This is a genomic window from Amycolatopsis sp. NPDC114478 (assembly GCF_055633805.1).
Window position 1 is genome coordinate 253,090 of sequence record NZ_JBVKDO010000012.1, and the last position, 22,659, is coordinate 275,748.

The 22,659-nt window shown below is 71.2% G+C and carries 25 protein-coding genes; 9 read left to right on the forward strand and 16 right to left on the reverse strand.

Features of this window, described 5'->3' with window-relative positions; genetic code table 11:
- Window positions 1-24: 24 nt before the first annotated feature.
- The 6 genes from ACZ7OH_RS30870 to ACZ7OH_RS30895 are packed head-to-tail and all read right to left on the reverse strand — an operon-like array spanning window position 25 to window position 5,321.
- Window positions 25-546 carry a MarR family winged helix-turn-helix transcriptional regulator gene (locus tag ACZ7OH_RS30870; protein ID WP_470284031.1) on the reverse strand — a complete coding sequence of 174 codons (522 nt, stop codon included), beginning with the start codon at window positions 544-546 and terminating at the stop codon, window positions 25-27.
- Window positions 547-578: 32 nt separating this feature from the next.
- A complete protein-coding gene (locus tag ACZ7OH_RS30875) occupies window positions 579-1,880 on the reverse strand; it encodes an MFS transporter (RefSeq protein ID WP_470284032.1) in 1,302 nt (433 codons plus the stop codon).
- On the reverse strand, window positions 1,877-3,307 hold the full coding sequence (locus ACZ7OH_RS30880) for an FAD-dependent oxidoreductase (protein WP_470284033.1): 1,431 nt from the start codon (window positions 3,305-3,307) through the stop codon (window positions 1,877-1,879). Before ACZ7OH_RS30880 ends, ACZ7OH_RS30875 begins: the two co-directional genes overlap by 4 nt.
- The gene (locus ACZ7OH_RS30885) at window positions 3,304-4,080 is read right to left on the reverse strand and encodes an SDR family NAD(P)-dependent oxidoreductase (RefSeq protein ID WP_470284034.1); all 777 of its coding nucleotides are present in this window, start codon (window positions 4,078-4,080) and stop codon (window positions 3,304-3,306) included. Before ACZ7OH_RS30885 ends, ACZ7OH_RS30880 begins: the two co-directional genes overlap by 4 nt.
- The gene (locus ACZ7OH_RS30890) at window positions 4,073-4,906 is read right to left on the reverse strand and encodes an SDR family NAD(P)-dependent oxidoreductase (protein ID WP_470284035.1); all 834 of its coding nucleotides are present in this window, start codon (window positions 4,904-4,906) and stop codon (window positions 4,073-4,075) included. The genes ACZ7OH_RS30885 and ACZ7OH_RS30890 overlap by 8 nt, the downstream gene beginning before the upstream one ends.
- A 28-nt stretch (window positions 4,907-4,934) precedes the next feature.
- Window positions 4,935-5,321 (reverse strand): nuclear transport factor 2 family protein, encoded by a 387-nt coding sequence (locus ACZ7OH_RS30895; RefSeq protein ID WP_470284036.1) that lies wholly within the window; start codon window positions 5,319-5,321, stop codon window positions 4,935-4,937.
- Window positions 5,322-5,426: 105 nt separating this feature from the next.
- Between ACZ7OH_RS30895 and ACZ7OH_RS30900 the strand changes: the two genes are divergently transcribed.
- Window positions 5,427-6,119, forward strand: coding sequence for an IclR family transcriptional regulator (locus ACZ7OH_RS30900; RefSeq protein ID WP_470284037.1), 693 nt, complete (start codon window positions 5,427-5,429; stop codon window positions 6,117-6,119).
- Between the two features lie 317 nt (window positions 6,120-6,436).
- On the opposite strand, the gene ACZ7OH_RS30905 is transcribed toward ACZ7OH_RS30900, so the two are convergent.
- Window positions 6,437-7,198 carry an IclR family transcriptional regulator gene (locus ACZ7OH_RS30905; RefSeq protein WP_470284038.1) on the reverse strand — a complete coding sequence of 254 codons (762 nt, stop codon included), beginning with the start codon at window positions 7,196-7,198 and terminating at the stop codon, window positions 6,437-6,439.
- Window positions 7,199-7,303: 105 nt separating this feature from the next.
- On the opposite strand from ACZ7OH_RS30905, the gene ACZ7OH_RS30910 reads away from it, so the two are divergent.
- From ACZ7OH_RS30910 to ACZ7OH_RS30925, 4 genes are read left to right on the forward strand one after another with little or no spacing between them, the layout of a single operon-like run.
- Complete coding sequence (locus tag ACZ7OH_RS30910; protein WP_470284039.1) at window positions 7,304-8,074, forward strand: CoA transferase subunit A; 771 nt, start codon at window positions 7,304-7,306, stop codon at window positions 8,072-8,074.
- A 1-nt stretch (window position 8,075) separates the two neighbouring features.
- Window positions 8,076-8,705 (forward strand): 3-oxoacid CoA-transferase subunit B, encoded by a 630-nt coding sequence (locus ACZ7OH_RS30915; RefSeq protein WP_470284040.1) that lies wholly within the window; start codon window positions 8,076-8,078, stop codon window positions 8,703-8,705.
- Window positions 8,706-8,752: 47 nt separating this feature from the next.
- Window positions 8,753-9,340 carry a TetR/AcrR family transcriptional regulator gene (locus ACZ7OH_RS30920; RefSeq protein ID WP_470284041.1) on the forward strand — a complete coding sequence of 196 codons (588 nt, stop codon included), beginning with the start codon at window positions 8,753-8,755 and terminating at the stop codon, window positions 9,338-9,340.
- On the forward strand, window positions 9,337-10,515 hold the full coding sequence (locus ACZ7OH_RS30925; RefSeq protein ID WP_470284042.1) for an NADH:flavin oxidoreductase: 1,179 nt from the start codon (window positions 9,337-9,339) through the stop codon (window positions 10,513-10,515). Before ACZ7OH_RS30920 ends, ACZ7OH_RS30925 begins: the two co-directional genes overlap by 4 nt.
- A 9-nt stretch (window positions 10,516-10,524) precedes the next feature.
- On the opposite strand, the gene ACZ7OH_RS30930 is transcribed toward ACZ7OH_RS30925, so the two are convergent.
- Window positions 10,525-11,136: a TetR/AcrR family transcriptional regulator gene (locus ACZ7OH_RS30930; RefSeq protein WP_470284043.1), complete on the reverse strand. Its 612-nt coding sequence runs from the start codon at window positions 11,134-11,136 to the stop codon at window positions 10,525-10,527.
- Window positions 11,137-11,252: 116 nt separating this feature from the next.
- Here ACZ7OH_RS30930 and ACZ7OH_RS30935 point away from each other — a divergent pair, with 116 nt between their 5' ends.
- Genes ACZ7OH_RS30935 through ACZ7OH_RS30945 form a run of 3 tightly spaced genes read left to right on the forward strand, consistent with a single transcriptional unit; the run spans window position 11,253 to window position 14,556 of the window.
- Window positions 11,253-12,800 carry an acyl-CoA synthetase gene (locus ACZ7OH_RS30935; protein ID WP_470284044.1) on the forward strand — a complete coding sequence of 516 codons (1,548 nt, stop codon included), beginning with the start codon at window positions 11,253-11,255 and terminating at the stop codon, window positions 12,798-12,800.
- Window positions 12,797-13,789, forward strand: a complete 993-nt coding sequence (locus ACZ7OH_RS30940) for an LLM class flavin-dependent oxidoreductase (protein ID WP_470284045.1) — start codon at window positions 12,797-12,799, stop codon at window positions 13,787-13,789. The genes ACZ7OH_RS30935 and ACZ7OH_RS30940 overlap by 4 nt, the downstream gene beginning before the upstream one ends.
- An 11-nt stretch (window positions 13,790-13,800) precedes the next feature.
- Entirely contained in the window at window positions 13,801-14,556 is a 756-nt protein-coding gene (locus ACZ7OH_RS30945) for an SDR family NAD(P)-dependent oxidoreductase (protein WP_470284046.1), read from the forward strand.
- A 40-nt stretch (window positions 14,557-14,596) separates the two neighbouring features.
- On the opposite strand, the gene ACZ7OH_RS30950 is transcribed toward ACZ7OH_RS30945, so the two are convergent.
- Entirely contained in the window at window positions 14,597-15,634 is a 1,038-nt protein-coding gene (locus tag ACZ7OH_RS30950) for a glycoside hydrolase family 43 protein (RefSeq protein ID WP_470284047.1), read from the reverse strand.
- A gap of 266 nt (window positions 15,635-15,900) precedes the next feature.
- Between ACZ7OH_RS30950 and ACZ7OH_RS30955 the strand changes: the two genes are divergently transcribed.
- Complete coding sequence (locus ACZ7OH_RS30955) at window positions 15,901-16,179, forward strand: DUF6355 family natural product biosynthesis protein (protein ID WP_400899099.1); 279 nt, start codon at window positions 15,901-15,903, stop codon at window positions 16,177-16,179.
- Window positions 16,180-16,185: 6 nt separating this feature from the next.
- On the opposite strand, the gene ACZ7OH_RS30960 is transcribed toward ACZ7OH_RS30955, so the two are convergent.
- From ACZ7OH_RS30960 to ACZ7OH_RS30990, 7 genes are read right to left on the reverse strand one after another with little or no spacing between them, the layout of a single operon-like run.
- Window positions 16,186-16,620 carry a VOC family protein gene (locus tag ACZ7OH_RS30960; RefSeq protein WP_470284048.1) on the reverse strand — a complete coding sequence of 145 codons (435 nt, stop codon included), beginning with the start codon at window positions 16,618-16,620 and terminating at the stop codon, window positions 16,186-16,188.
- Window positions 16,621-16,673: 53 nt separating this feature from the next.
- The gene (locus ACZ7OH_RS30965) at window positions 16,674-17,789 is read right to left on the reverse strand and encodes a GntG family PLP-dependent aldolase (RefSeq protein ID WP_400899095.1); all 1,116 of its coding nucleotides are present in this window, start codon (window positions 17,787-17,789) and stop codon (window positions 16,674-16,676) included.
- 17 nt (window positions 17,790-17,806) lie between these two features.
- Window positions 17,807-19,282, reverse strand: a complete 1,476-nt coding sequence (locus ACZ7OH_RS30970) for an argininosuccinate lyase (protein WP_470284049.1) — start codon at window positions 19,280-19,282, stop codon at window positions 17,807-17,809.
- Window positions 19,279-19,401 carry a hypothetical protein gene (locus tag ACZ7OH_RS30975; RefSeq protein WP_400899092.1) on the reverse strand — a complete coding sequence of 41 codons (123 nt, stop codon included), beginning with the start codon at window positions 19,399-19,401 and terminating at the stop codon, window positions 19,279-19,281. Before ACZ7OH_RS30975 ends, ACZ7OH_RS30970 begins: the two co-directional genes overlap by 4 nt.
- Complete coding sequence (locus ACZ7OH_RS30980) at window positions 19,398-20,630, reverse strand: ATP-grasp domain-containing protein (RefSeq protein ID WP_470284050.1); 1,233 nt, start codon at window positions 20,628-20,630, stop codon at window positions 19,398-19,400. Before ACZ7OH_RS30980 ends, ACZ7OH_RS30975 begins: the two co-directional genes overlap by 4 nt.
- A complete protein-coding gene (locus tag ACZ7OH_RS30985; RefSeq protein WP_470284051.1) occupies window positions 20,588-21,610 on the reverse strand; it encodes a pyridoxal-phosphate dependent enzyme in 1,023 nt (340 codons plus the stop codon). The genes ACZ7OH_RS30980 and ACZ7OH_RS30985 overlap by 43 nt, the downstream gene beginning before the upstream one ends.
- A 5-nt stretch (window positions 21,611-21,615) precedes the next feature.
- Window positions 21,616-22,650, reverse strand: a complete 1,035-nt coding sequence (locus ACZ7OH_RS30990; RefSeq protein ID WP_470284052.1) for a GHMP family kinase ATP-binding protein — start codon at window positions 22,648-22,650, stop codon at window positions 21,616-21,618.
- Window positions 22,651-22,659: the final 9 nt, after the last annotated feature.

Consider the following 22,659-nt stretch of genomic DNA (forward strand, 5'->3'; position numbering starts at 1 on the left):
CCCCGGCCCGCTCCGCGGGTAGGGCTAGTTGCGGCTGCGGGTGTCGGCCCCGGCCCGGCCGGTGATCAGCTTGCCCAGCAGCAGCACCAGGATCCGCTGCTCTTCCTCGGTGAGGGCGCCGGTCCAGCCGAACTCGCGCTCGTTGTGCTCGCGGAACACCGACACCATCTCTTCGTGGCCCGCGTCGGTCAGCGACAGCTGGACCGAGCGGCCGTCGCGCTCGTCCGGGGCGCGGTCGAGCAGGCCGTCCGCGACGAGCGGCTTCATCAGGTTCGACACCGCCGCCCGGCTCATCCCGGTGAGCCGGGCGGCGCTCTTCGGTTCCAGGGGCCCGGCCAGCCAGACCACGAACAGCAGCCGGAACGCCGACCACGACCGCCCGCGCGGCCGGTGCACCGCGGCCTCCAGGTCGTAGGTGACCAGGTCGGACGCCCGGTTGAGGGTCAGCAGCACCTCGGTGGCCAGCTGGTGGCGGAAGCCGTACTCCGTCGCGAGCCGGCGGTTGGCCAGCTCGACGAACGACCAGAAGTCCAGCTCCGCCTCCATGCCCGCACCCTACCAACTGGTCAATATCGAAACTAGTTGCGCTCGCGGGGCACCTTCAGGAACGCGAGCATGATCGCCGAGAGCACCAGGCAGCCGATCGGGAAGTACAGCCCGACCGTGACGTCGGTGTCCGTCGCCGCCAAGCCGATCGCGTACGGGCCGAAGAACCCGCCGAGCGCCGCGATCGAGTTGATCGCCGCCAGCCCGACGGCCGTGTGCTCCTTCGACAGCACCTTCGCCGCCATCGCCCAGTACGGCGCCAGGTAGCCGAGCACGCCGATCGCCGCCAGCGACAGGCTGATCAGCGACAACGCCGGCACCGACTTGAACTGGATGGCGCCGAAGAAGCCCAGTGCCGCGATGAGCACCAACGCGATCACGTGCCCCTTGCGTTCGCCGGTCCGGTCGGAGTTGCGGGCGAGCAGCAGCATGCCGACCGCGCCCACGACGTACGGGATCGCGCCGAGCAGCCCGATGTTGGTCGAGGAGTACTTCGGGTCGAGCTGCTTGACGATCAGCGGCAGGAAGAACGTCAGCCCGTACAGCCCGCAGGCGATGAACAGGTTCGAGAACGCCAGGTGCAGCACCTTGCCGTTGCGGACCGCCCGCAGCTGGCCGAGGAAGGTCTCCTTCTCCTCCGGCACGTACTCCTTGTCGATCTCGGTCTGCAGCCAGGTGCGTTCCTCGGTGGTGAGGAACTTCGCGTCGGCGGGCTTGTCCGGCAGCCACAGGAACGTGACGACGCCGATGAGCACGGCCGGCGCGCCCTGCAGCACGAACACCCACTGCCAGCTGCTCATCCCGAGCCAGTGCGCGTGGTCGAGGATCCAGCCGCCGGTGAGGCTGCCGAGGATCAGCGCGATCGGCTGGGCCAGGGCGAGCGTCGCGATGGCGCGGCCGCGTTCCTTGCCGCGGAACCACAGCGTCAGGTACAGCAGCAGGCCGGGGAACAGCCCCGCTTCGGCGATGCCGAGCACGATCCGGGCGATGAACAGGTGCGTCGTGCTCGCGACGAACCCGGTCACGACCGTGACGATGCCCCAGCTGACCGCGATCCGGCTCAGCCACAGCCGCGCGCCGACCCGCTTCATGATCATGTTGCTGGGGACCTCGAACACGACGTAGGCGAGGAAGAAGATCGCCGACGCGGCCCCGAACGTGGCCGCGTTGATCGCGAGTTCCTTGCCCATGCCCAGCTGGGCGTAGCCGATGTTGGCCCGGTCCATGTAGTTGAAGATGTAGAGCAGGCCGACGATCGGCATGATCCGCACGGCGACCTTGCGGACGGTGCGTCTCCCGACCGCGACGCTCGCGGGTCCGGTGTGGACGGTCATGGGGTGCTCCTCGACGGTGAGTGAGTGGCGGTGCGGCCGGCGACCCGGCCCATGGTGATGGCGTTGGCGACGGCGTTCCCGCCGCCGACGTACCGCGGCCCGAGCACGCCGGCTCCGGCCTCCCCCGCGGCGAACAGGCCGGGCACGCGCTCCCCGCGCGCGTCGAGGACGGCGGCGGTGCCGTCGATCTCGAGTCCGGCGTGGGTGCAGACGAGCTCGGCGGGCCGCGTGCGCGCCGCGTAGAACGGCGGTTTCCCGAGCGGCTCCGGCGGTTCGGTGCGGCCCTTGGCTTTCAGGGTTTCGTGGCGCAGGAAGTCCGGGTCCTCGCCGGTGGGCAGGTGGGCGTTCCAGCGGTCGATCGTCGCCCGGAGCGCGTCGGCGGGCACGCCCAGCTTCCCGGCCAGCTCCTCGACGCTGTCGGCGCGGACCGTCCGGCCGGCCTCGGCTTCGGCCAGGACGTGGTCGGCGTCCCAGTGCGCGTACCCGGCGGGCAGGCTCACGCGGGCCTGCTCGTCGAAGACCGTCCACACGGGACCGTCCTGGAGGTCGATGATCCCGCCCGACACGGCGTAGGAGGCGTCTTCGTCCATGAACCGGCGGCCGTGGGCGTTGACCATGATCCGCGACACCGGTGGGAAGCCGGACTGCCAGTGGTGCAGGCGCTGGAAGTAAACGGTGGGCAGCAGCAGGCCCCAGCCGTCCCCGGCGATGGCGGCGTCGACCTGCGCGCCGAACGCCAGGTGGTCACCCCGGGAGCCGTCCGCCGCCACGACGAACAGGTCGTCGCCCGCGGCGTCGGCGGCCGGGTAGTACCGCGTGACCAGGGCCGGGTCCTGGGCGAACCCGCCGGTCGTGACGATCACGGCCTTCGCGGTGACCTCGATGCCGTCGGCGACGACGCCGGTGACGCGCCCGGCGTCGACGAGCAGCCGTTCCACGCGCGTGTTCAGCACGGCTTCGACGCCGGCCTTGCGTCTCGCCCGGTCGAGGACCTGGACGAGGCCGTAGCCCTGGTCCTTCGGGACGTGCGCGCGCCAGACGTCCTCGACCCCGGCCCGGGTCAGGCCCGGCGAGTGCGCGTTGTGCGACACCTTCGCCGGGATCTCGGCGCCCAGCCCGATCAGCCACTCCAGCGCCGGGCCGGCCTCTTCGCAGAACGCGCGGACCAGCCCGGGCTTGAGCTGCCACTGGTTCAGGTCCATGTAGTGCTGGAAGAACTTCTCCGGCGTGTCCTCGATGCCCAGTCCCCTTTGGACACTGGTGCCGGCCGCGGTGAACATGCCCGCCGACAGCTGCGTCGAGCCACCGAGCTCCTTCTCGGCCTCGAACAGCAGGACGGAAGCGCCGCGCTCGGCGGCGGACACGGCCGCGGCGAGGCCCGCTCCCCCGCCGCCCACGACGACGACGTCGTACTCCCCGGTGCTCATCCGAGGTCACCTCCCGACTCCGCGACGATGCGGTGGTAGAGCCCGTTGGAGACGAGGCCGCCGTCGACGGTGACCTCGCTGCCGGTCATGTAGGTGGACCGGTCCGACAGCAGGAAGAGCACGGCGTCCGTGATCTCCTCCGGGCGGCCCATCCGGCCCGCCGGGACACTCTCCACAGCGGACTGCACGAACTTGTCGGCCCCGGCCAGCAGCGCCGTGCCGACGAGTCCGGGGTGGACGGAGTTGACCCGGATGCCCCACCGCGCGAAGTTCCCGGCGGCCGATTTGGACAGTCCCGTCAGGCCCCACTTGCTGGCCGAGTACGCGGGCGAGAAGTACCCGATCTGCCCGGAGATCGACGAGATGTTGACGATCGACCCGCCCCCGGAGTCACGCATGAGCGGGGCGGCCGCGTGCATCCCATGGAAAGGTCCGGTCAGATTGACCGCGAGAACCCGGTCCCACACCTCGGCGGTGGTGTCCAGGAACTCCAGCCGCCGCGAGATCCCGGCGTTGTTGACGAGCCCGCCGAGTTTTCCCTGCTGCGCCTTGATATCCGCGATCACGGCGTCCCACTGCGCGGCATCGGTGACGTCGAGGTGGTGCGCCGAGGCCGACCCACCGTCGGCGACGATCTTGCCGACCACCTCGGACGGATCGGCGACGTCGGCGACACAGACGTGGACACCGACGGCCCCGAGCGCGTGAGCATGGGACGCGCCCATGCCGCCCGCCGCACCGGTGACGAGGACGACGTCCGGGTACTCAGACATGACGCGACCCGCCGTCGACGGCGATGCTGTGCCCGGTCACGTACCGGGCGCTGTCCGAGAGCAGGAACAACAGGACACCGGCGACCTCTTCGGGCGAGCCGATCCGGTGCAGCGGGACGGCATCGAGCGCCTTGGCCAGCGCGGGGGCGTCGTCCTGGATCCACCGGGTCATCTCGGTGTCGATGTAGCCGGGCGCGATCGAGTTGACGCGGATGCCCTGGTCGCCGAGCTCGACGGCGAGCGACTCGGTGAGGTGCGCGACGGCGGCCTTGGAGCTGCAGTAGGCGCCACGGCCCTTGCGCACGCGCACGGCCGACACCGAGGACATGTTGACGATCGCACTACCCGGACGCATGTGCTTCGCCGCGGCCTGGGCGCCGAACAGCACGCCCTCGACGTTGACCGAGAGCGTCGCCCGGATCTGTTCCGGCGTGATCTCGGGAACCTCGGCGAACGGGAAGATGCCGGCGTTGTTGACCCAGAAGTCGATCCGCCCGAACTCGTCGATCGCGCGCTGCGCGAGGGCGAGGTGGTCACCGGCCTTGGTGACGTCGAGAGTGGCGGACACGATCCGGCCGGGCTTGGCCTCGAGGGAGCTTTCGGCCAGGGCCGCGGTCAGCTCGGCGGCGGTGGCGGTCATGGCGTCACCATCGATGTCGCCACCGACGACGTCGACCCCGCGCGTGGCGAGCGAGGAAGCGAAGCGGGCACCCATGCCCCGGGCGGCGCCGGTGACCACGGCGACCTTGCCGGGGAACTCGGGGTACAGCGTGGTGACCGGCTGGTGCAGGACCCGCCCGGGACCGGTGGGCTCGTGGGTCGTCATCGTTCGTTCTCTCTTCTTTCGTGGTGGATCAGGAATCGCGGTGAACGGTGCGCCGCCGGACGAGCCAGCCAGCACCGACGCGGACGAGCTCGTCCTCGAGGACGGTCAGGCGCACGAGGTGCGTACTGGCGACGATCTGCAGGTAGGCATCGGCGCGCAGGGTGTCCGCGGTATCGCCCGGGCGGACGTGGATGGTGCTGACCACGTGCCTGAGCGTCTCCCCGGAGGCGTGAAAGCGCTCGGCGAACGCGGTCAGCGCACCACTGCCGACGGCGGGCTCGGGATAGGTCGGCGAGTGGAACTCACCATCGGAGGTGAAGGTGGCGGCCCATTCGGCGGCGCGGCCGGAGTCGATGGCGTGGCTCTGCCGCCCGTAGAGCTGGTGAACGGCCACGACGTCCTCGGTCGCCACCATCGGAACCTCCGTTGTCCCTGTTGCCTATACGTGCTATATTCGCACGCAGTGTGCGAATATGTGTAGGACAGTAGGTCGCCACTTTCGCCTCGTCAAGGGAGCCGCGTGTTGGAATCGACGCTGCCCGCGTCCGGGACATCGAAGACGTTGCACCACGGGCTGCAGGTACTGGAGCTGCTGGTCCAGCACCCGGGAGGCCTGACGCTGACCGAAATAGCGGACGGCATCGGCGTCCACCGGACGGTCGCGCACCGCCTGGTGAGGACGCTGGAGGCGCACTACTTGTGCCGCCGCGACCGCTTCAAGCGCATCTCGCTGGGCACGGGCTTGGTGAGGCTGGCCGAGCCGGTGGAGCAGGACTTGCGCACGCTGGCGAGGCCGGTGCTGGAGGAGCTGACGGACTCGGCCCAGGCATCGGCCCACTTGGTGGTGCGCGAGAACGCGGACCAGGTCCGCATGCTGATGATCGTGGAGCCGAGAAGGGCGGCGATGCACGTGGCATTCCGCTCAGGGCAGCTGGACCCGATCGGCCGAGGCTCGGCGGGCCTGGCCCTGCTGGCGGCGGGGCCACCGCTGGAGGGCGAGCGCGAAGAGGTGACTTTGGCGCGGGAGCGGGGGTACGCGGTGTCGAAGGGCGAGATAGCACCGGGCATAACGGGCATTTCCGCTGTAGTACGCACGGGGAGAGACCAGCCGGAGACGAGCATCGGGTTGTCGCTGTTCGAGGCGCCAGACCCGGAAGAGCTGGGGAGATTGGTGATGGCGGCCGCGCAGAGGTTGAGCGCTCAGCTCGGCTGAGCCCTCCGCGCGCTGAGCGCCAGCTCGGCTGGGTCCCTGCTTGGCTGAGCACCCAGCTCGGCTGAGCCTCCGTGAGGCTGAGCGCCAGCTCGGCTTAGCCCGCCGCGAGGCTGAGCGCCGGCTCAGCGAGCGACCGGGCCGCGAATGCCCCCCCCCCGGAGCCCAGACCTCCCGCAACCCCGATCCGAAGCCAGAACACGGCCGGCGACGCCGGGTCAAGGCACGCTTTCCCGCCTTGACGCGGTGCCGCCGGCCGTAGTCACAATCAGGCTTCGGGGTTGCGAACAACCCAAGCCCAGAGCGCACGGGTTCCTCACTCAAGACCGACCACGAGCCAAACTCTCCGAAAGAGCATGAGCCTCCCGCAGCAACAAAGCCCCCAACTGCGGAATCCGATCAGCCCCAAACCGATGCTCAACCCCAGTCAAAGTCAAAGCCCACCGAGGCGACTCACCCTGATCAAAAACAGCAGCAGCCAAACCCCAACTACCCTCCACCACAAGCCCCGGGTTGACCGAATACCCCCGCTGACGAGTCAAAGCGATGTGCCGCCGAATCTCACCGACATCATGCTGCGGCCCATGATCGGCAACCAGATCCACCCGAGCCAGATACTCATCGACCTCCCGATCCGGCAGATGAGCCAGCACAACCATCCCCGCCGAAACGACCCCCAACGGAAACCGCGCCCCCTCGAACAAAACATGGCTCCGAATCGGAAAAGCCCCATCCTCCCGAATCAAACAAATGGTCTCCTCCCCCCGCCGCGCGGAAAAGAAGGCACTCTCCCCGGTAGCCAAAGCCAACCGCCGCACAACCGGCAACGCGGCCTCAGTGACGTCGTAACGCCGAGAAGCGGCAACCCCGAGGAAGTAAAGCTCCGGCCCCAGCACCCAGCGGTCGGCGTCGCGCTCCACCAACCCGACGCCCTGCAGCGAAGTCAGCAGCCGATGCACGGTAGGCCGCGGCAACCCGGCTTCCCGAGCCACGGCAGTCGTCGTAGCCCCACCAGGCTCAAACGCCGCAACGGCCCGCAAAGCCGAATGAGCCCGCCCGACGAGATCCACAGGTGCGTCCACTCAACGGACACTACCCCATCGAAACCGACCACCAGACGAACGATTCCCAGCTCAAGGGCGTTCACTGGTTGACCACAGACAACCCACCGAAGTCTGATGACCGCCATGGACAAAGTGTTCGCTTCAGCCGGGGAAGCCATCGCCGACGTCCCCGACGGCGCCACGCTCGCTGTCGGCGGGTTCGGGATGTGCGGGGTCCCCGCCGTTCTCGTCCAAGCGCTCTTCGAAGCCGGAGCCACGGACCTCGAGGTCGTGTCGAACAACGCCGGCGTGGACGGCTGGGGCCTCGGCGTCCTGCTGGGCGCGGGCCGCCTCCGCCGCGTCGTCGCCTCCTACGTCGGGGAGAACAAGGAGTTCGCGCGCCAGTACCTGTCCGGCAAGCTCGAGGTCGAGCTGACGCCGCAGGGCACGCTCGCCGAGCGGTTGCGCGCCGGCGGCTCCGGCATCCCCGCGTTCTTCACCGCCACCGGCGTCGGCACCCAGGTCGCCGACGGCGGCCTGCCGTGGAAGTACGCCGCCGACGGCACCGTCGCCAAGTCCAGCCCGGCGAAGCAGAAACAGACGTTCGACGACCACGAGTACGTCCTCGAACGCGCGATCGTCGCCGACTTCGGGCTGGTCCGCGCCTGGCGCGGCGACCGGCACGGCAACCTCGTCTTCAAGGACGCGGCCCGCAACTTCAACCCCCTGGCCGCGATGGCCGGCCGGGTCACCGTCGCCGAGGTCGAGGAGCTGGTCGAGCCCGGCGAGCTGAACCCGAACGACGTCCACCTGCCCGGCGCGTTCGTCCACCGCGTGGTGGCGTTGACGCCCGCGCAGGCCGCGGACAAGCCGATCGAAAAGCGCACCGTGCGCATCGCCGAGGAGGGCGCCTGAGATGGCCTGGACCCGCAACCGGATGGCCGCCCGCGCCGCCGCGGAACTGCGTGACGGCGACTACGTCAACCTCGGGATCGGCCTGCCGACCCTGGTGCCCAACTACGTCCCCGACGACGTCGAACTGGTCCTGCAGTCGGAGAACGGCATCCTCGGCGTCGGCCCCTACCCGGCCGAGGACGAGGTCGACGCGGACCTGATCAACGCGGGCAAGGAGACGGTCACCGTCCGGAAGGGCGCGTCGTTCTTCGACTCGGCGATGTCGTTCGGGATGATCCGCGGCGGCAAGATCGACGCCGCCGTCCTCGGCGCGATGCAGGTCTCCGCCTCGGGCGACCTCGCGAACTGGATGATCCCCGGCAAGATGGTCAAGGGCATGGGCGGCGCGATGGACCTGGTCCACGGCGCGAAGAAGGTCATCGTCCTGATGGAGCACGTCGCCCGCGACGGCTCGCCCAAGATCCTCGACGAGTGCACGCTGCCCTACACCGGCCGCGGCGTCGTCCAGCGGATCATCACCGACCTGTGCGTCCTCGACATCACCCCGGACTGGCTCGAGCTCGTCGAACTCGCCCCGGACGTCGAGTTCGACGAGGTCCAGGCGAAGACCGGAGCGAGAATCAATCACTGATTGAATCAGTGCTTGAACGCCGGACCGCGCGGTGGTGTACTCGGCGGATGGCGGAAACGATCGACTCGACGCGGGACCGGCTGCTGGCCACGGCGGAACGGCTGCTGCTGGACACCGGCTACGACCGCGTGTCCGTCCGGGCGATCTGCACGGCGGCCGGGCTCAACCCGGCCGCCGTCCACTACCACTTCGGCTCGAAGGACGCGCTGGTCGCGGCGATGCTGGAGGACCGGCTGGCACCCGTCTGGCGGGACGTGCTCGACGACCTCGAGCGACGGCGGCAGCAGGGCTGGGTGCCCGCCGCGGCGGACCTGGCGGACGCCGTCCTGGAGCCGCTGGCCGGCCTGGCCGCGGACCCGGTCGGCCACCTCCGGCTGCACCTGCTCGGCCGGGTTCTCCTTTCCGGGCAACGAATGCACTGGCAGTCGCCGTGGTTCAGCCTCGACCCGTGGGTCGGGCTGCTGCGCGCGGCCCGGCCGGACCTGACCGCCGAGCAGGCGGCCGCCCGCTGGACGCTCGCGTTCCAGGTGCTGCTGCAGGTGTTCGGCACGCCCGCGGCGCCGGCACCCCGCCCGCCGGGGCTCCCGCTCGCCGCGGTGCGGTCGTTCGTCGTCGCCGGGCTGGACGCGCTGTGAGCGCCCCCGACGTGTTCGCCCCGGCCCGGCTGGGCCCGGTCGAGCTGCGCAACCGCGTCATCAAGGCGGCCACGTTCGAAGGCCGGACGCCGGACGCGCTCGTCACCGACGAGCTGATCGAGTACCACCGGCGGCCGGCCCGCGGCGGCGTCGGGATGACCACGCTGGCCTACTGCGCGGTGTCCCCGGAAGGCCGCACGGACCGCCACCAGATCTGGATGCGCCCCGAAGCCGTCCCCGGCCTGCGCCGCTTCACCGACGCGATCCACGCCGAAGGCGCGGCGGCCTGCGCGCAGATCGGGCACGCCGGGCCGGTGGCGAACGCGGCGTCGAACCGGCTGCCCGCGCTGTCACCGACCCGCCGGTTCAGCCCGCTCGGCCTGCGTCCGACGCGCGCCGCCACCGCGGCCGACCTGACCCGGATCGTCGAGGCGCACGCGGAGGCGGCCCGCACGGCGCTGGCGTCCGGCTTCGACGCCGTGGAAATCCACTTCGGACACAACTACCTCGTGAGCGCGTTCCTCAGCCCGCGGCTCAACCACCGCACCGACGGCTACGGCGGCAGCCTCGCCAACCGCGCCCGCCTCGCCCTGGCGATCGCCCGGGCGGTGCGCGACGCGGTCGGCGACCGCCTGGCGATCACCGCCAAGCTGAACATGGACGACGGCGTCCCCGGCGGGTTCTGGCTGGACGAAAGCATCGAAGTCGCCCGGTGGCTCGAAGCCGACGGCGGCCTCGACGCCCTGGAACTGACCGCGGGCAGTTCACTGCTCAACCCGATGTACCTGTTCACCGGCGACGCCCCGGCCCGCGACTTCGCGGCGGCGTTCCCCCAGCCGGCGCGGCTCGGCCTGCGCGTGGGCGGCCGGTTCTTCCTGCGCGAGTACCCCTACCGCGAGGCGTACCTGCTCGACCGGGCCCGCCAGTTCCGCGCCGCGCTGAGCATGCCGCTGATCCTGCTCGGCGGGATCACCACGGTCGAGACGATGAACCGGGCGATGGCGGAGGGGTTCGCGTTCGTCGCGCTGGCCCGGGCACTGCTGCGCGAACCGGATCTGGTGCACCGCATGCGAGCGGACGCGGGCGTCCGGGGCCTGTGCGTCCACTGCAACCGCTGCATGCCGACGATCTACCACGGGACGCGGTGCGTGCTCACCGAACCCGGCGCCGGGTAGCGACCGGGCTCAGCCGACCAGCCGCGGGAACAGCTCGCGGACACCGGCGCGGAAGTCGTCCAGCGCTTCGGGCGTCCCCGAAAGGTGGCGCAGCAGCGCCTGCTGGAACAGGCCGTCGAAGAGCGCGTACGCCTCCGATGGGGAGCAGTTCGGCGACGCGTCCGCGAGCTCGGCGTACGCCGACACGTTGCGCCAGATCATGTCCTGCAGCCCCGTGTCGATCTCGGCGACGTCGGCGCGGAACGCTTCCTCGAACATCGACTGCGTGCGCAGGTCGTACCAGAGCCGGTGCATGAGCGGGGCTTCCTCGAGCGCCGCCGCCAGACCGTCGGCGCACGCCGCCGCGAGGTCCTCGGGGGTGTCGGCGTGCCCGACCCCGCCCTCGTACCGCTGCACGCATGCTTCCTTGTACCGCCGCACGCAGTAGGTGATCAGCTCGACCTTGTCGGCGAAGTAGTAGTGCAGCAGCCCGTGCGAGAACTTCGTGTGCTCGGCGATCGTGCGCAGGCTCGTGCGGGCGTAGCCGAGGTCGGCCAGGGCGAGAAGCGCCGCGTCGGCCAGTTCCCGGCGGCGGTCCTCGAACTTGTCGACTCGGCGCCTCACGGCGGCTGCGCTGGTCACCGGCCGAACATACCATCGCAACCTTCTCTGACCAATCGTCCAAGAAAATCTTGACATTCGTCCAAACGGCGGCCAAGGTCGTCACCAGCCGCCGGCGGAGTTCGGAAGGGACGACGATGTCTCTGTTCTTCTACCTGGAAAAAGGCGCCTCACTGGACCCCGGGGCGCCCTGCCTCACCCTCGACGGGGTCTCCCGCTCCTACGGCGAAGTCGTCGAACTCGCCGAGGCCGTCGCCCGCGCCCTGCGCCGGTCGGGGGTCGCGCCCGGCGACAAGGTCGGCATCCTCTCGGCCAACGACCCGACCGCGTTCACCTGCGTCTTCGGCATCTCCCGGGCGGGCGCCGTCTGGTGCCCGATCAACCCGCGCAACGCCGCCGGCGAGAACGCCGAGCTGCTGGACCTGTTCGACTGCACCACGCTGATCTTCCAGCCCGCCTTCGAAGACCTGGTCGGCAAGATCGCCCCGAACCTGCCGAAGCTGACCACGCTCGTCCGCCTCGGCGACGGCGACGGCTGCGCGCCCGGTTTCCGGGACTGGATCGCCCAGGCGGAAGACGACCCCTCCGCCGCGGCCGCCCAGCCCGACGACGTCGTCGCCCTGGTCGGCACCGGCGGCACCACCGGCCGCCCCAAGGGCGTCATGCTCACCGACCGCAACCTCGAGGTCATGTCGGCGATCACGCTGATGAGCTACCCCTTCGAGGGGCGCCCGGTGTACCTGGCGCTGGCCCCGCTGACCCACGCGGCCGGCGTCCTGTGCTTCCCGGTCCTCGCCCGCGGCGGCGAGGTCGTGATCATGCCCAAACCCGACGTCGGCCGGTTCCTGGAGCTGATCGAACGCCACCGCGTCACCCACACGTTCCTGCCGCCGACGCTCATCTACCTGGTGCTCGGCCACGAGGCCCTGGACACGACGGACCTCTCGTCGCTGCAGTGCTTCTGGTACGGCGCGGCGCCGATGTCGACGGCCCGGCTCACCGAAGCCCTCGACCGGATCGGGCCGATGGCCCAGCTCTTCGGCCAGTCCGAGGCCCCGATGATGATCTCCACGATGTCGCCGGCCGAGCACCGGCACCCGGACGGCACCGTCCACACGGGACGGTTGTCGTCGGCGGGCCGCCCGTCCCCGCTGGTCACGGTGGCGATCCTGGACGCCGAAGGAAAGCCGGTACCGCAAGGCGAACGCGGCGAGATCTGCGTGCGCGGCTCGCTGGTGATGGCGGGCTACTACCGCAACCCCGAGGCGACGGCGGAGGCGTCCGCCTACGGCTGGCACCACACCGGCGACATCGGCTTCCTCGACGGCGACGGCTTCCTCCACATCGTCGACCGCGCCAAGGACATGGTCATCACCGGCGGGTTCAACGTCTACTCCGCCGAGGTCGAGCAGGCCGTGATGGCCCACGAGGCCGTCCGCGACTGCGCCGTGATCGGCCTGCCCGACGACAAGTGGGGCGAGCGCGTCACGGCGGTCGTCCAGCTGAGACCCGGCGCCGAACTGGACGCCGGCGAGCTGGTCGCGTTCGTCAAGGACCGGATCGGCAGCGTCAAGGCGCCCAAGCAGATCGAAGTCTGGCCGGAGCTCCCCCGCTCGACCGTCGGCAAGGTCCTCAAGGCCGAGATCCGCACGACCCTCACCACCCAGCTGGAAGGAACACCATGAAACTCGCCCTCTACCTGCCGAACTTCCGCGACAAGGTGACCGTGCGGGAGCTCGAGGACCTGACCGCCCTGGCCGAGGACCTCGACTTCGACTCCGTCTGGACGCTCGACCGGATCATCGTCCCGGAGACGTCGGACACCGAGGAGATGGAGCACGCCTTCGGCATGATCGAGGGGTTCCCCAAGGGCCTGCCGGTGAGCTCGCGGGGCGAGTTCCTGCAGGGCATGCCGCTGATCCCCTGGCTCGCTGCGAAGACGTCGAAGGTGCGGATCGGGATGAGCATCATCGACACGCCCTACCGCTCCCCCGGCGTCCTCGCCGCGGAGCTGGCGACCATCGACCACTTGTCGGGCGGCCGGCTGAACGTCGCCGTCGGCTCCGGCTGGATGCCCGAGGAGTTCGCCGCCGCGAGCGCGTCGCACATCTACCCGAAGCGGCACAAGCACGTCCGCGAAACCCTGGAGATCATGCAGGGCATCTGGACCAACGACCTGTTCGAGTACCACGGCGAGTTCGCCGACTTCCAGCGCAGCGGGTTCGGCGCGAAGCCGGTGCAGAAGCCGCACCCGCCGATCTTCTTCAGCGGCCTCAAGGACGCCAAGCGTTCGGCGAGCCGCATCGCGAAGTACAACCTCGCCGGCTGGATCGGCATCCAGGACTCGCCCGACGACATCAAGAAGTGGCGCACCGAGATCCAGCGCGAACTGGAAGCCCTCGACACCCCGCGCTCGGTCGACGACCTCGAGATCTCCAGCATGATCTGGTTCGTCATCACCGACCAGGACATGGACCAGTCCTTCCTGGGCAAGGGCACCAACCTGCTCGTCGGGTCCGAAGGGCAGATCACCGACCAGCTCAAGCGCTATAAGGAAGCCGGGCTGACGATGCCGTTCCTGTGGCCGCCGTTCCAGGACGTCCCGGTTGCGAAGACGCTCGACGACATGAAGCGTCTCAAAGAAGAGATCCTGCCCAAGATCGAAGCGATGTGAGAGGAACCAGCATGTCCGAACTCGAGGGAAAGCGCGTCTTCGTCACCGGCTCCGGCGCGGGCATCGGCAAGGCGATCGCGACGCTGTTCACCGAACGCGGCGCCCGGGTCGTGGTGAGCGACATGAACGCCGACGCGGCCAAGCAGGCGGCCGACGAGATCGGCGCCGCCGGCGTCGCCAACTGCGACGTCACCGACGAAGGCCAGGTCCAGGCGGCCGTCCAGCAGGCGGTCGACCTCCTCGGCGGCCTCGACGTCCTGGTCAACAACGCCGGCATCGAGGTGGCGTCGCCGCTGCTGCAGCAGTCGACGGAGAGCTTCGACAAGATCTTCGCGGTCAACGTGCGCGGCACGTTCGTGACGATGAAGGCGGCGACCCCGCACCTGGTGGAGTCCAAGGGGAACATCGTCAACATCGCGTCGATCGCGGGCATCGGCGGCAGCCCGCTGCTCGGGTCCTACTGCGCGACGAAGGCGGCGGTCATCCAGCTGACCCGCGTCGCGGCGGTCGAGATGCGGCCGGCCGGCATCCGGGTGAACGCGGTGTGCCCGGGCTTCGCCGACACGGCCATGGTCGAGCGCCTGGTCCCCGACTTCGAGGCGGCGACCCAGGTCCCGTTCGGCGACCTCGTCGCGGCGAAGCAGGGCCGGCTCGGCACCCCGCAGGACATCGCGGAGGTGGCGGCGTTCCTCGCGTCCGACCGCGCGACCTGGATCACGGGCAGCCACTACGTCCTCGACGGCGGCCTGACGGCGTCGCTGGTGTGAGGAACCGGCCGGCGGGCCATGCCCCGGCCCGTCGGCCCCCTCATTCGAAGAACTTCAGGCTGAACCCGGTGTCGGTGTTCGCGCCCGGGACGTTCGCGCGGCTGTAGGTCGTCGACCCCCACCAGCAGAACGTGCCGGTGTACCAGGAGCGGTTCGCCCAGGAGTACGGCGTTCCCTTCGGGACGGCGTGGAACATCAGGGGGAACCGCGGGCCGGCGGGCGGGCTGGTCGCGATGTCGCCGTTCAGCAGGACGAAGGTGTTGTGGCCGGGCCCGTTGACGTACAGCGTCGGATCCCAGCCGGCCATCATCGTGGCGCGGTTCGACCCGAAGAGGCACCCGTTCGACTTGTACCAGTCCCACACGTAGGTCGGGTCGCCGCCGGCGCGCAGGCGGAGCTCGGCGATGCAGTACTGGTCGCTCCAGCTGCCGTTGGCCGAGTAGACGATGTGCAGCCGGCCGTTCGGGTCCTTGATGGCCTCGGGTGCTTCGTTGATGTACGGGTTGCCGACGACGCGCTCCCAGCTTTCGCGCGGCTGCGAGATGATGTACCGCGCACCGGTCGGCTGAGTCGGACTGCTCATCCGGGCGATGTAGAGGTTCTGCTCGACGTTGGTGTCGCCGGCCCACCCGGACCAGACGAACCACCGCTGGCCGTTGAAGGTGAAGAGGGTGCCGTCGATGGCCCACTTGCCATCGGGGAGCGCGAGCTGGGTTTCGCCGGTGTACCCGCTGTCGGCGGTGGTCGAGCTGATGACGTACATCCGGTGCGCGGCCCCGGTACCGGCGGTGAAGTAGACGTAGAAGCGGCCGCCGTCGGTGACGATCTCCGGCGCCCAGACTTCCCCGAGTCCCCGGGTGTCCGCCCAGATCCGCCGCGCGGCGGCGCTCGCGAGGCCGTCCGGTGAGGGGGCTTGCCGGACGACGATCCCGCCGCCCGACGACTGCACGCCGATGTAGGTGGAGCCGACCCGGAGAACGCTGGGGTCGGCGGCTTTGAGCGAGGTCTGCCCGGCTTCCGCTGGTGTGCCGGCGAGGATCGTCGTCAGGAAGAGCAGGAAAGCGGCGGCGAGTTTCATGACCCCACCCCTCGGTCGAGTGCGGTCCCGGAGAGCGGGAACCCTCAGGCAGGATCACCGGTGATCGAGAGGGATGGGTAGGGCTGGGCGAACTTGCTCGATCCAGTACCGCCGAAATTGGTCTGAACCGGTGACCGGGACTCGGGGCACGCACGCACGGCCATCCGGGTGACGTCGGCGGTTCGTGATCAACCGGGCCCGTGTCCGGGGCGTGGGCAGGTCGGCGGTTGCCGGACCGGCCGGACCGCCGCCCCGAGGAGGGACCCATGACGTTCACCCGTATCACCGCGGCACTCGGCGTGGCAGCGGCCGCGGCCGCCCTGCTGGCCACGCCGGCGGCGGCGACCACGACCGCGAACTGCGGCTACTTCATCCGCGGCATCGAGGCCTACTACGGCCACTGCACGTCGGACGGCTCCCACATCCAGATCCGCATGGACCTGGTGGGCGAACCCGACAAGAACCGGTGTGTCGGCCCGGGCGAAACGCACCTCGGGCCCGCGCTCATCTACCGCGGGGCCTACTACACCGGGAAGCTGTGCTGAGGCGCCTCAGTCGAGGCAGAACTCGTTGCCCTCGACGTCCTGCATCACGATGCACGATTCGTTGACCCCGTCGGCGTACAGCGTCTCGAAGTGGCTCGCCCCCAGCGCGATCAGCCGGTCCTGCTCGGCCTCCAGCGCCGCGAGCCGCTCCTGGCCCGCCAACCCCGTGCCCACCCGGACGTCCAGGTGGACGCGGTTCTTCACGACCTTGCCCTCCGGCACGCGCTGGAAGAACAGGCGCGGTCCCTCTCCGGACGGGTCGACGCAGGCGAAGGCCGCCCCCTGGCGGTCGGCGGGCAACGAGGCGTCGAACTCCGACCAGGAGGCGAACCCCGAAGGTGCCGGCGGGACGACGTACCCCAGCACCTCGCACCAGAACCGGGCGACGCGTTCGGGTTCCGCGCAGTCGAACGTGATCTGCACCTGCCTGATCTTCCCCATCCGCCCACCTTAGACGGCCCGGTGCCCGCGCCGGGCCCCGGGCCGCCGGGGCCTCAGCGCACCATCGCGTCGTGGCCCAGGAGGTCGCCGAACACCGAGATCGCGCGGTCGACCGCGTCGTCGTCGATGCCCGCGTGCGTCACCGCGCGGATGCGGTCCGTGCCCAGCTCCTCCACCCGGATCCCGCGACGGCGGGCCGCCTCGATCAGCGTGCGGGTCGTGTAGCGGTCGTCGCGGACCTTGAAGAACACCATGTTCGTCAACGGCGGCCCCGGGTCCAGCCGGACGCCGGGGATGCGCGACAGGCCACGCGCCAGCCGCGCCGCGCGGGCGTGGTCGTCGGCCAGGCGCTCGGTCATGTCCGTCAGCGCCACGATGCCGCACGCCGCGATCATCCCCGCCTGGCGCATGCCGCCGCCGAGCATCTTGCGCATGCGACGCGCCGCCGCGATCGTCACGCGGTCGCCCACCAGCACCGAGCCGATCGGCGCGCACAGGCCCTTCGACAGGCAGATCTGCACGGTGTCCGCGTGCTTGGCCACCTCGGCCGCGCTGACGCCGAGCGCCACCGCCGCGTTGAACAACCGGGCGCCGTCGAGGTGCAGGGCGATGCCGTGCGACCGGATCAGCCGCGACACCTCGCTGAGGTAGTCCAGCTGCAGAGGCAGCCCACCGCACCGGTTCTGCGGCGTCTCCAGGCTCAGCACGGCCGGCGGCGCGATCTGCGGGTCGCTGCGGTCCACCGCGCACGCTTCGGCAATGGCCGCCGGATCGATCGTGCCGTCGGGCAGGTTCGGCAGCGGGTCGTAGACGATGCCGCCGCACAGCGACGCGCCGCCCGCTTCGTACACGTACACATCGGACTCGTGCCCGACGATCGCCTTGCCGCCACGCGGGCAGTGCGCGAGCAGCGCGGTCAGGTTGGCCATGGTGCCGCTCGGCATCAGGCAGCCGGCCTGCTTGCCGAGCAGCTCGGCGGCGAGCTGCTCCAGCCGGTCCACGGTCGGGTCTTCGCCGTAGACGTCGTCGCCGAGCGGGGCGCGCGCGGCGGCTTCCAGCATCGTCGGCGTGGGCAGGGTGAACGTGTCGCTGCGCAGCTCGACGTAAGTGTCCTGAGTGGACGCGGTCTCCGGGCGCAGGGTCGCGAGGTCGTCGGCGAAGGTGGTCACAACAGGCTCCTTGGAGGTCAGCGGATGAGGGTTCGGACGGCGTCGTCGAGGCCGACTTCGGCCTGGCTCCAGCGCCAGCGGCGTTCTTCCGCGGCGGCGCGGATCCGGGCGAACGCCGTCTCGGCTTCGGTGACGGCGGCGAGCACGGACGCCCGCGCCGGGCCGCCGCCGTGCGCCGCGTGCTGCGCGACCTCGGCCGGGTCGAGCGCGGCGAGGACGTGCTCGGGCTGCCCGGCCAGCCGGACGCGGGCGATCTCGTGCAGCGGCGACCCGGCGTCGAGGGCCTCCTTCGCGATGGCGCCGACTTCGTGGTGGGCCTGCCGGAACGGGACGCCCGCGTCGACGAGCCGTTCGGCCAGGTGCGTCGCCGCGGTCTGGCCGTCGACGGCCCGCGCGTACATCCGGTCCGGCACCGGTTCGGCGCCCTCGACGACCAGCCGCAGCAGGACGACGGCGTCGGTCGCGGCTTCCAGCGCCGACCACGCCGGCGCGACTGCCTCGGTGCCGACGGCGATGGCGTTGGTGAACCGCGCGGTGGCCATCGCGCTCGCCGACGCCGTGAACGCGCCGAGCGGCGCGAGCGCCCGGCCCTGGACGTGTTCCAGCAGGAACGGGTTGCGCTTCTGCGGCATCATCGAGCTCGACCCGACGACGTCGTCGGCCAGCCGCAGCAGCCCGGCCTCGGCGCTGGTCCACGCCTGCAGGTCGTGGGCGACGCGGCAGAGCAGGACGCCGAGGACGGTGGCCGCGGAGAGCTGCCGCAGCACCAGGTCCCGGGACGCGACGGCGTGCAGCGAGTTCGCGATCGGGGTGGCGAAGCCGAGCAGCGCGGTGGTGCGGTGCTGGTCCACCGGCAGGGACGTGCCGCCGACCGCGCCCGCGCCGAGCGGGTTCTGGTCGATCTCGGCGCCGGCCTGCCAGAGGCCTTCGACGTCGCGGACCAGCGCGCTCGCCACCCCGGCGAGGTAGTGGCCGTAGGTGATCGGGACGGCGGGCTGGTGGTGGGTGTAGGCGGGCATGGTGACGCCGGCCCAGCGCCGCGCCCGGTCGAGCAGGGCGCGGCCGAGCGTGTCGGACTCGGCGAGCAGGCGTTCGTGCGGTTCGCGCAGCCGCAGCCGGACGACGGTGGCGTTGAGGTCGTTGCGCGAGCGTCCACTGTGGAGGATCCCGCCGACCTCGGCGCCGAGGGTGTCGATGAGGTGGGACTCGTAGGCGAGGTAGCGGCCGCGCGGTGCGGGGAGGTCGTGCAGCGGCGCGAACCGTTGCGCCCGCAGGGTTTCGATGCCGCGCAGGAGCTCGGCCGCGGGCCCCGGCTCGACGATGCCGCGTTCGGCGAGCATCACGACGTGCGCGCGGTCGACCTGGCTGATCAGCCCGAGCTCGGCGGCGACGGGGTCGGGGGCGGGTGCGGTGTCGCGGTCGAAGAGGATTTCTCGGGCCGCGGCGGAGATGGGGCTGGTGAGCCGGCCGGTCCCGCCTGGGGCGATGGTCATCGAGGTGCTCCTTCCGGGGTCTCCGGGTGGGGTGCGGGACGTTCTTCGTCCCGTTCGTCGTCCGCGCGATCGGCGCGGGCGGTCTGGGCCACGGTGGTGATGAGGAACCGCAGGGTCATCGGTGTGCTCCTTCCGGCACGAGGGCGGCACGAAGGCGATCCAGTCCCGCCACCGCGGCCGCGCGGGCACCGCGGGGACGGTCCGCCACGGCCAGCACGTGCCCGGCCCGGTCGCGGTAGTCGCGCGCCGGGCGGACGAGAGTGCCGTCCGCGCGGTAGAGCCGGGCTTCGGCCACGCCCGGCACGCATGACGCCTTCGCCACCGCGTCCCTGGCCGAAAGCACCGACGTGGCGGTGGCCGTGAGGAACCGCAGCGACGCACACGCCCGGCGAGTGGCGCGGAGGTCCGGGGGAAGCCCCAGCACCGCGGAAACCTGCGCCGCCACCAGGTCGACGCCGGTCGCCGCGCGGACCAGCTCCGGGATCATGCCCCCGGCCGGACGCGGGTTCACCTCCATCAACCGCGGCCCGGACGGCGTCAGCCGGATCTCGACGTGCGCCGCGCCGAAGCCCAGGCCCAGCGCGGTCACCGCGGCCCGGGCCGTGTCGATCAACGCCGTCTCGTCCGCCGGAGGCAACGCGGCCGGGACGTCGTGGCCGACCTCGACGAAGAACGGCGCCGGCCCGAGGTGCTTGCGGACCACCGCGACCACGACGTCGCCGAACATCTCCACCGAGTACTCCGGCCCGCTCGCGTACGGCTCGACCAGCACCTGCGCCGGCACCGGCAGCCCGCGTTCGTTGTGCGTCACCGAAAGCAGTGCCGCCGCCTGGGCGGCCACCGCCTCCGGCGTCTCGCACCGCAGCACGCCGACGCTGCCCGACCCCTCGGCCGGCTTGAGCACCACCGGGAACTCGGTGGCCGCCGCGACCGCCTCGGACACCGACGTCGCCACCGTGCACGGCGCCCCGAGGACCGCACGCTGGTGCGCCTTGTTCCGGCAGTCCGCCACGGCGACCGGATCCGGTCCGGGCAGCCCCAGCTTCGCCGCGATCCGGGCCGCGACCGGGATGAAGTACTCCGAACTGCTCGTCACCCCGGCGGGCTCGCCGATGCCGGCGTCGAGCACCGCGCACGCGTCCGCCGTGTCGCACCGGACCACGCGCACACCGTCCTCGGCCGCGTACGGGTAGCGCGACGGGTCGGCCGCGGCCAGCACCGGCTCGAACCCGAGCGCACGGGCCTGCCGGGCGAACAGCCGCCCGGTGCCGGTCGTGTTGCTCTCGACGAGCAGCAGCGTGCGCGTCATGACGCGGCGGCCAGCGAGCGCCGGCCCCAGTTCAGCCACGTCCACGACCCGCCGGGCTCGGTCGGCGCGACGACCTCGTACGGCTCGGCCGCGCAGGCGTGCGCCAGTCCCTGCGCGCGCAGCCACTCGTCGGAGTAGACCGTGTCCTGGTAGCGGTAGCCCTCGTCCGGGAGCAGCGCGACGACCGTGGCGTCCGGGTTGCGGCGCGAGAACCAGTCGGCGACCTTGAACGACGCGCCGCTCGTCGGGCCCATGAACAGGCAGTGCCGGGCGTAGAGGTCCCGCGTCGCGGCGAACGCCTCGGCCGCGCCGATCCAGTGGACCTGGTCGTAGCTGCCGTGGTCGACGTTCGGCGGCACCAGGCTGTTGCCGAGCCCGCGCAGCACGCGCGGCCCGTCCGGCTGGCCGAAGATGGTGCTGCGCTGGGTGTCGACGCCGATGAGCGTCAGGTCGGGGACGAGCATCCGCAGGAAGGAGCTCGTGCCGGACGTCGACCCGCCGGAGCCGACCGCGCCGACCAGGCAGTCCGGGACGCCGATGGTCTCGGCGAGCTGCTCGGCCACCAGCGCGTACGACCGCGGGTTGTCGGGGTTGCTGTACTGGCCCGGAACCCAGTGGTTCGGGTACTCCGCGCGCAGCTCCTCGAGCCGGTCGAGCCGTGCGCGCTGGTACCCGCCGACCGGGCTGGGCTCCGGGCAGATCTCGACGCGGGCGCCGAGGTGTTCGAGACGGCGCTTGAGCGGCGCGTCGATCGCCGGGTCGCCGACGATCGTGAGCGGATAGCCGCGCAGCCGGCAGACCATCGCGAGACCGAGGCCGAAGGTGCCCGACGACGTCTCGAGCACGGTCGTGCCCGGGCCGACTTCGCCGCGTTCCTCGGCGCGGTCGAGCATGAACCGGGCGGGCAGCAGCTTCATCAGGCCGAAGGCGGCGACGTGGAAGTTGGGCCGGATCCGGATGATCCGGGGCAGCTCGGTCGCCTCCACGACGGACCGGCTGACGGGTGCGGCAAGGGTCATCGGACTCACCTCTCGGTTTCGAACTGCCAGGTCTCGGTCACGTCGAGCCGCGTCGCGGCGAACTCCAGCCGCGCCGGGGTTTCGGCGTCGGTGGCGTCGAAGAGCAGGCCGGCGACGTCGCCGCTGTGGGCGACCTGCACGCCGACGGCCCCGGCGGCGCGCGCGACGGCGAGGATGCCGTCCAGCCCCGGCACGGGCAGGTGCCGCTGGTTGAGCAAGGTGCTGGCGGTGGCGACGCGGCCGAGCAGGCCCGCGTCGCCGTCCCGCACAGCGCGGCGAAGCAGGCCGCGCAGCGGGCGGAACGCCTCGATCTCCCACGACGTGTAGCGCGCGGGCGTGAGTTCGAGGGTGTCGACACCGCGGCCGCCCGGACTGGTGCCGAACCCCAGCACGGCCAGCGGCATCAGCTCGCCCAGGTCCTCGATCGGCTCGCCTTCGCGGTGCGCGAAGACCACCGCCCGGCCGCCGTACATGAGGGAGTCCGACGCGGTTTCGGCCTCGACCGCCAGCGCGCCGACCTCGGCCGGGGAAAGCCGGCGGCCGGTCGCGGCGAGGACGGCGCCGATCGCCGACGTCACGTCCGCCGTCGACGAGCCGAAGCCGCGGCACAGCGGGATGTCGCTGGTGATGTCGAGCAGCCCGCCCGGCACCGGGTGGCCCAGCCGGGCCAGCGTGAGGTCGGCGGCGCGCCGGGCCTTGCTGCGCCACGCGGGCCGGACGATGGTGCCGGCGACGGCGGTGTCCCTGGTGGGCAGGAAGGTGGCGCGGGTGCTGTAGAGCGGGCACGGCAGGGTGACCAGGCCACGGCGCAGCCGGCCGCCGGCGACGAAGACCCCTTGCAGGATCTCGCCGTGGTGGGCGTCGACGCGGAAGCTGCCCGCGCGCGGATCGGTACTGTGCTGATCGTTACCAGTCCGGCCACAGTCACGGCCGAATGGCTCCGTAGCAACGGTTGCGTACCGCGCGAGGGTCGGCCTGCTTTTGGCCGGACTGGTAACCGCGGCGGGGGCCGGGGCGGCGACCGCGAGGTCTTCGGTCATGGCGTTCTC

Coding starts and splice junctions, on each gene's coding strand:
- ACZ7OH_RS30870 (WP_470284031.1), bottom strand. CDS start 546: ATGGAGGCGGAGCTGGACTTCTGGTCGTTCGTCGAGCTGGCCAACCGC.
- ACZ7OH_RS30875 (WP_470284032.1), bottom strand. CDS start 1,880: ATGACCGTCCACACCGGACCCGCGAGCGTCGCGGTCGGGAGACGCACC.
- ACZ7OH_RS30880 (WP_470284033.1), bottom strand. CDS start 3,307: ATGAGCACCGGGGAGTACGACGTCGTCGTCGTGGGCGGCGGGGGAGCG.
- ACZ7OH_RS30885 (WP_470284034.1), bottom strand. CDS start 4,080: ATGTCTGAGTACCCGGACGTCGTCCTCGTCACCGGTGCGGCGGGCGGC.
- ACZ7OH_RS30890 (WP_470284035.1), bottom strand. CDS start 4,906: ATGACGACCCACGAGCCCACCGGTCCCGGGCGGGTCCTGCACCAGCCG.
- ACZ7OH_RS30895 (WP_470284036.1), bottom strand. CDS start 5,321: ATGGTGGCGACCGAGGACGTCGTGGCCGTTCACCAGCTCTACGGGCGG.
- ACZ7OH_RS30910 (WP_470284039.1), top strand. CDS start 7,304: ATGGACAAAGTGTTCGCTTCAGCCGGGGAAGCCATCGCCGACGTCCCC.
- ACZ7OH_RS30915 (WP_470284040.1), top strand. CDS start 8,076: ATGGCCTGGACCCGCAACCGGATGGCCGCCCGCGCCGCCGCGGAACTG.
- ACZ7OH_RS30920 (WP_470284041.1), top strand. CDS start 8,753: ATGGCGGAAACGATCGACTCGACGCGGGACCGGCTGCTGGCCACGGCG.
- ACZ7OH_RS30935 (WP_470284044.1), top strand. CDS start 11,253: ATGTCTCTGTTCTTCTACCTGGAAAAAGGCGCCTCACTGGACCCCGGG.
- ACZ7OH_RS30940 (WP_470284045.1), top strand. CDS start 12,797: ATGAAACTCGCCCTCTACCTGCCGAACTTCCGCGACAAGGTGACCGTG.
- ACZ7OH_RS30945 (WP_470284046.1), top strand. CDS start 13,801: ATGTCCGAACTCGAGGGAAAGCGCGTCTTCGTCACCGGCTCCGGCGCG.
- ACZ7OH_RS30950 (WP_470284047.1), bottom strand. CDS start 15,634: ATGAAACTCGCCGCCGCTTTCCTGCTCTTCCTGACGACGATCCTCGCC.
- ACZ7OH_RS30955 (WP_400899099.1), top strand. CDS start 15,901: ATGACGTTCACCCGTATCACCGCGGCACTCGGCGTGGCAGCGGCCGCG.
- ACZ7OH_RS30960 (WP_470284048.1), bottom strand. CDS start 16,620: ATGGGGAAGATCAGGCAGGTGCAGATCACGTTCGACTGCGCGGAACCC.
- ACZ7OH_RS30970 (WP_470284049.1), bottom strand. CDS start 19,282: ATGACCATCGCCCCAGGCGGGACCGGCCGGCTCACCAGCCCCATCTCC.
- ACZ7OH_RS30975 (WP_400899092.1), bottom strand. CDS start 19,401: ATGACCCTGCGGTTCCTCATCACCACCGTGGCCCAGACCGCCCGCGCC.
- ACZ7OH_RS30985 (WP_470284051.1), bottom strand. CDS start 21,610: ATGACCCTTGCCGCACCCGTCAGCCGGTCCGTCGTGGAGGCGACCGAG.
- ACZ7OH_RS30990 (WP_470284052.1), bottom strand. CDS start 22,650: ATGACCGAAGACCTCGCGGTCGCCGCCCCGGCCCCCGCCGCGGTTACC.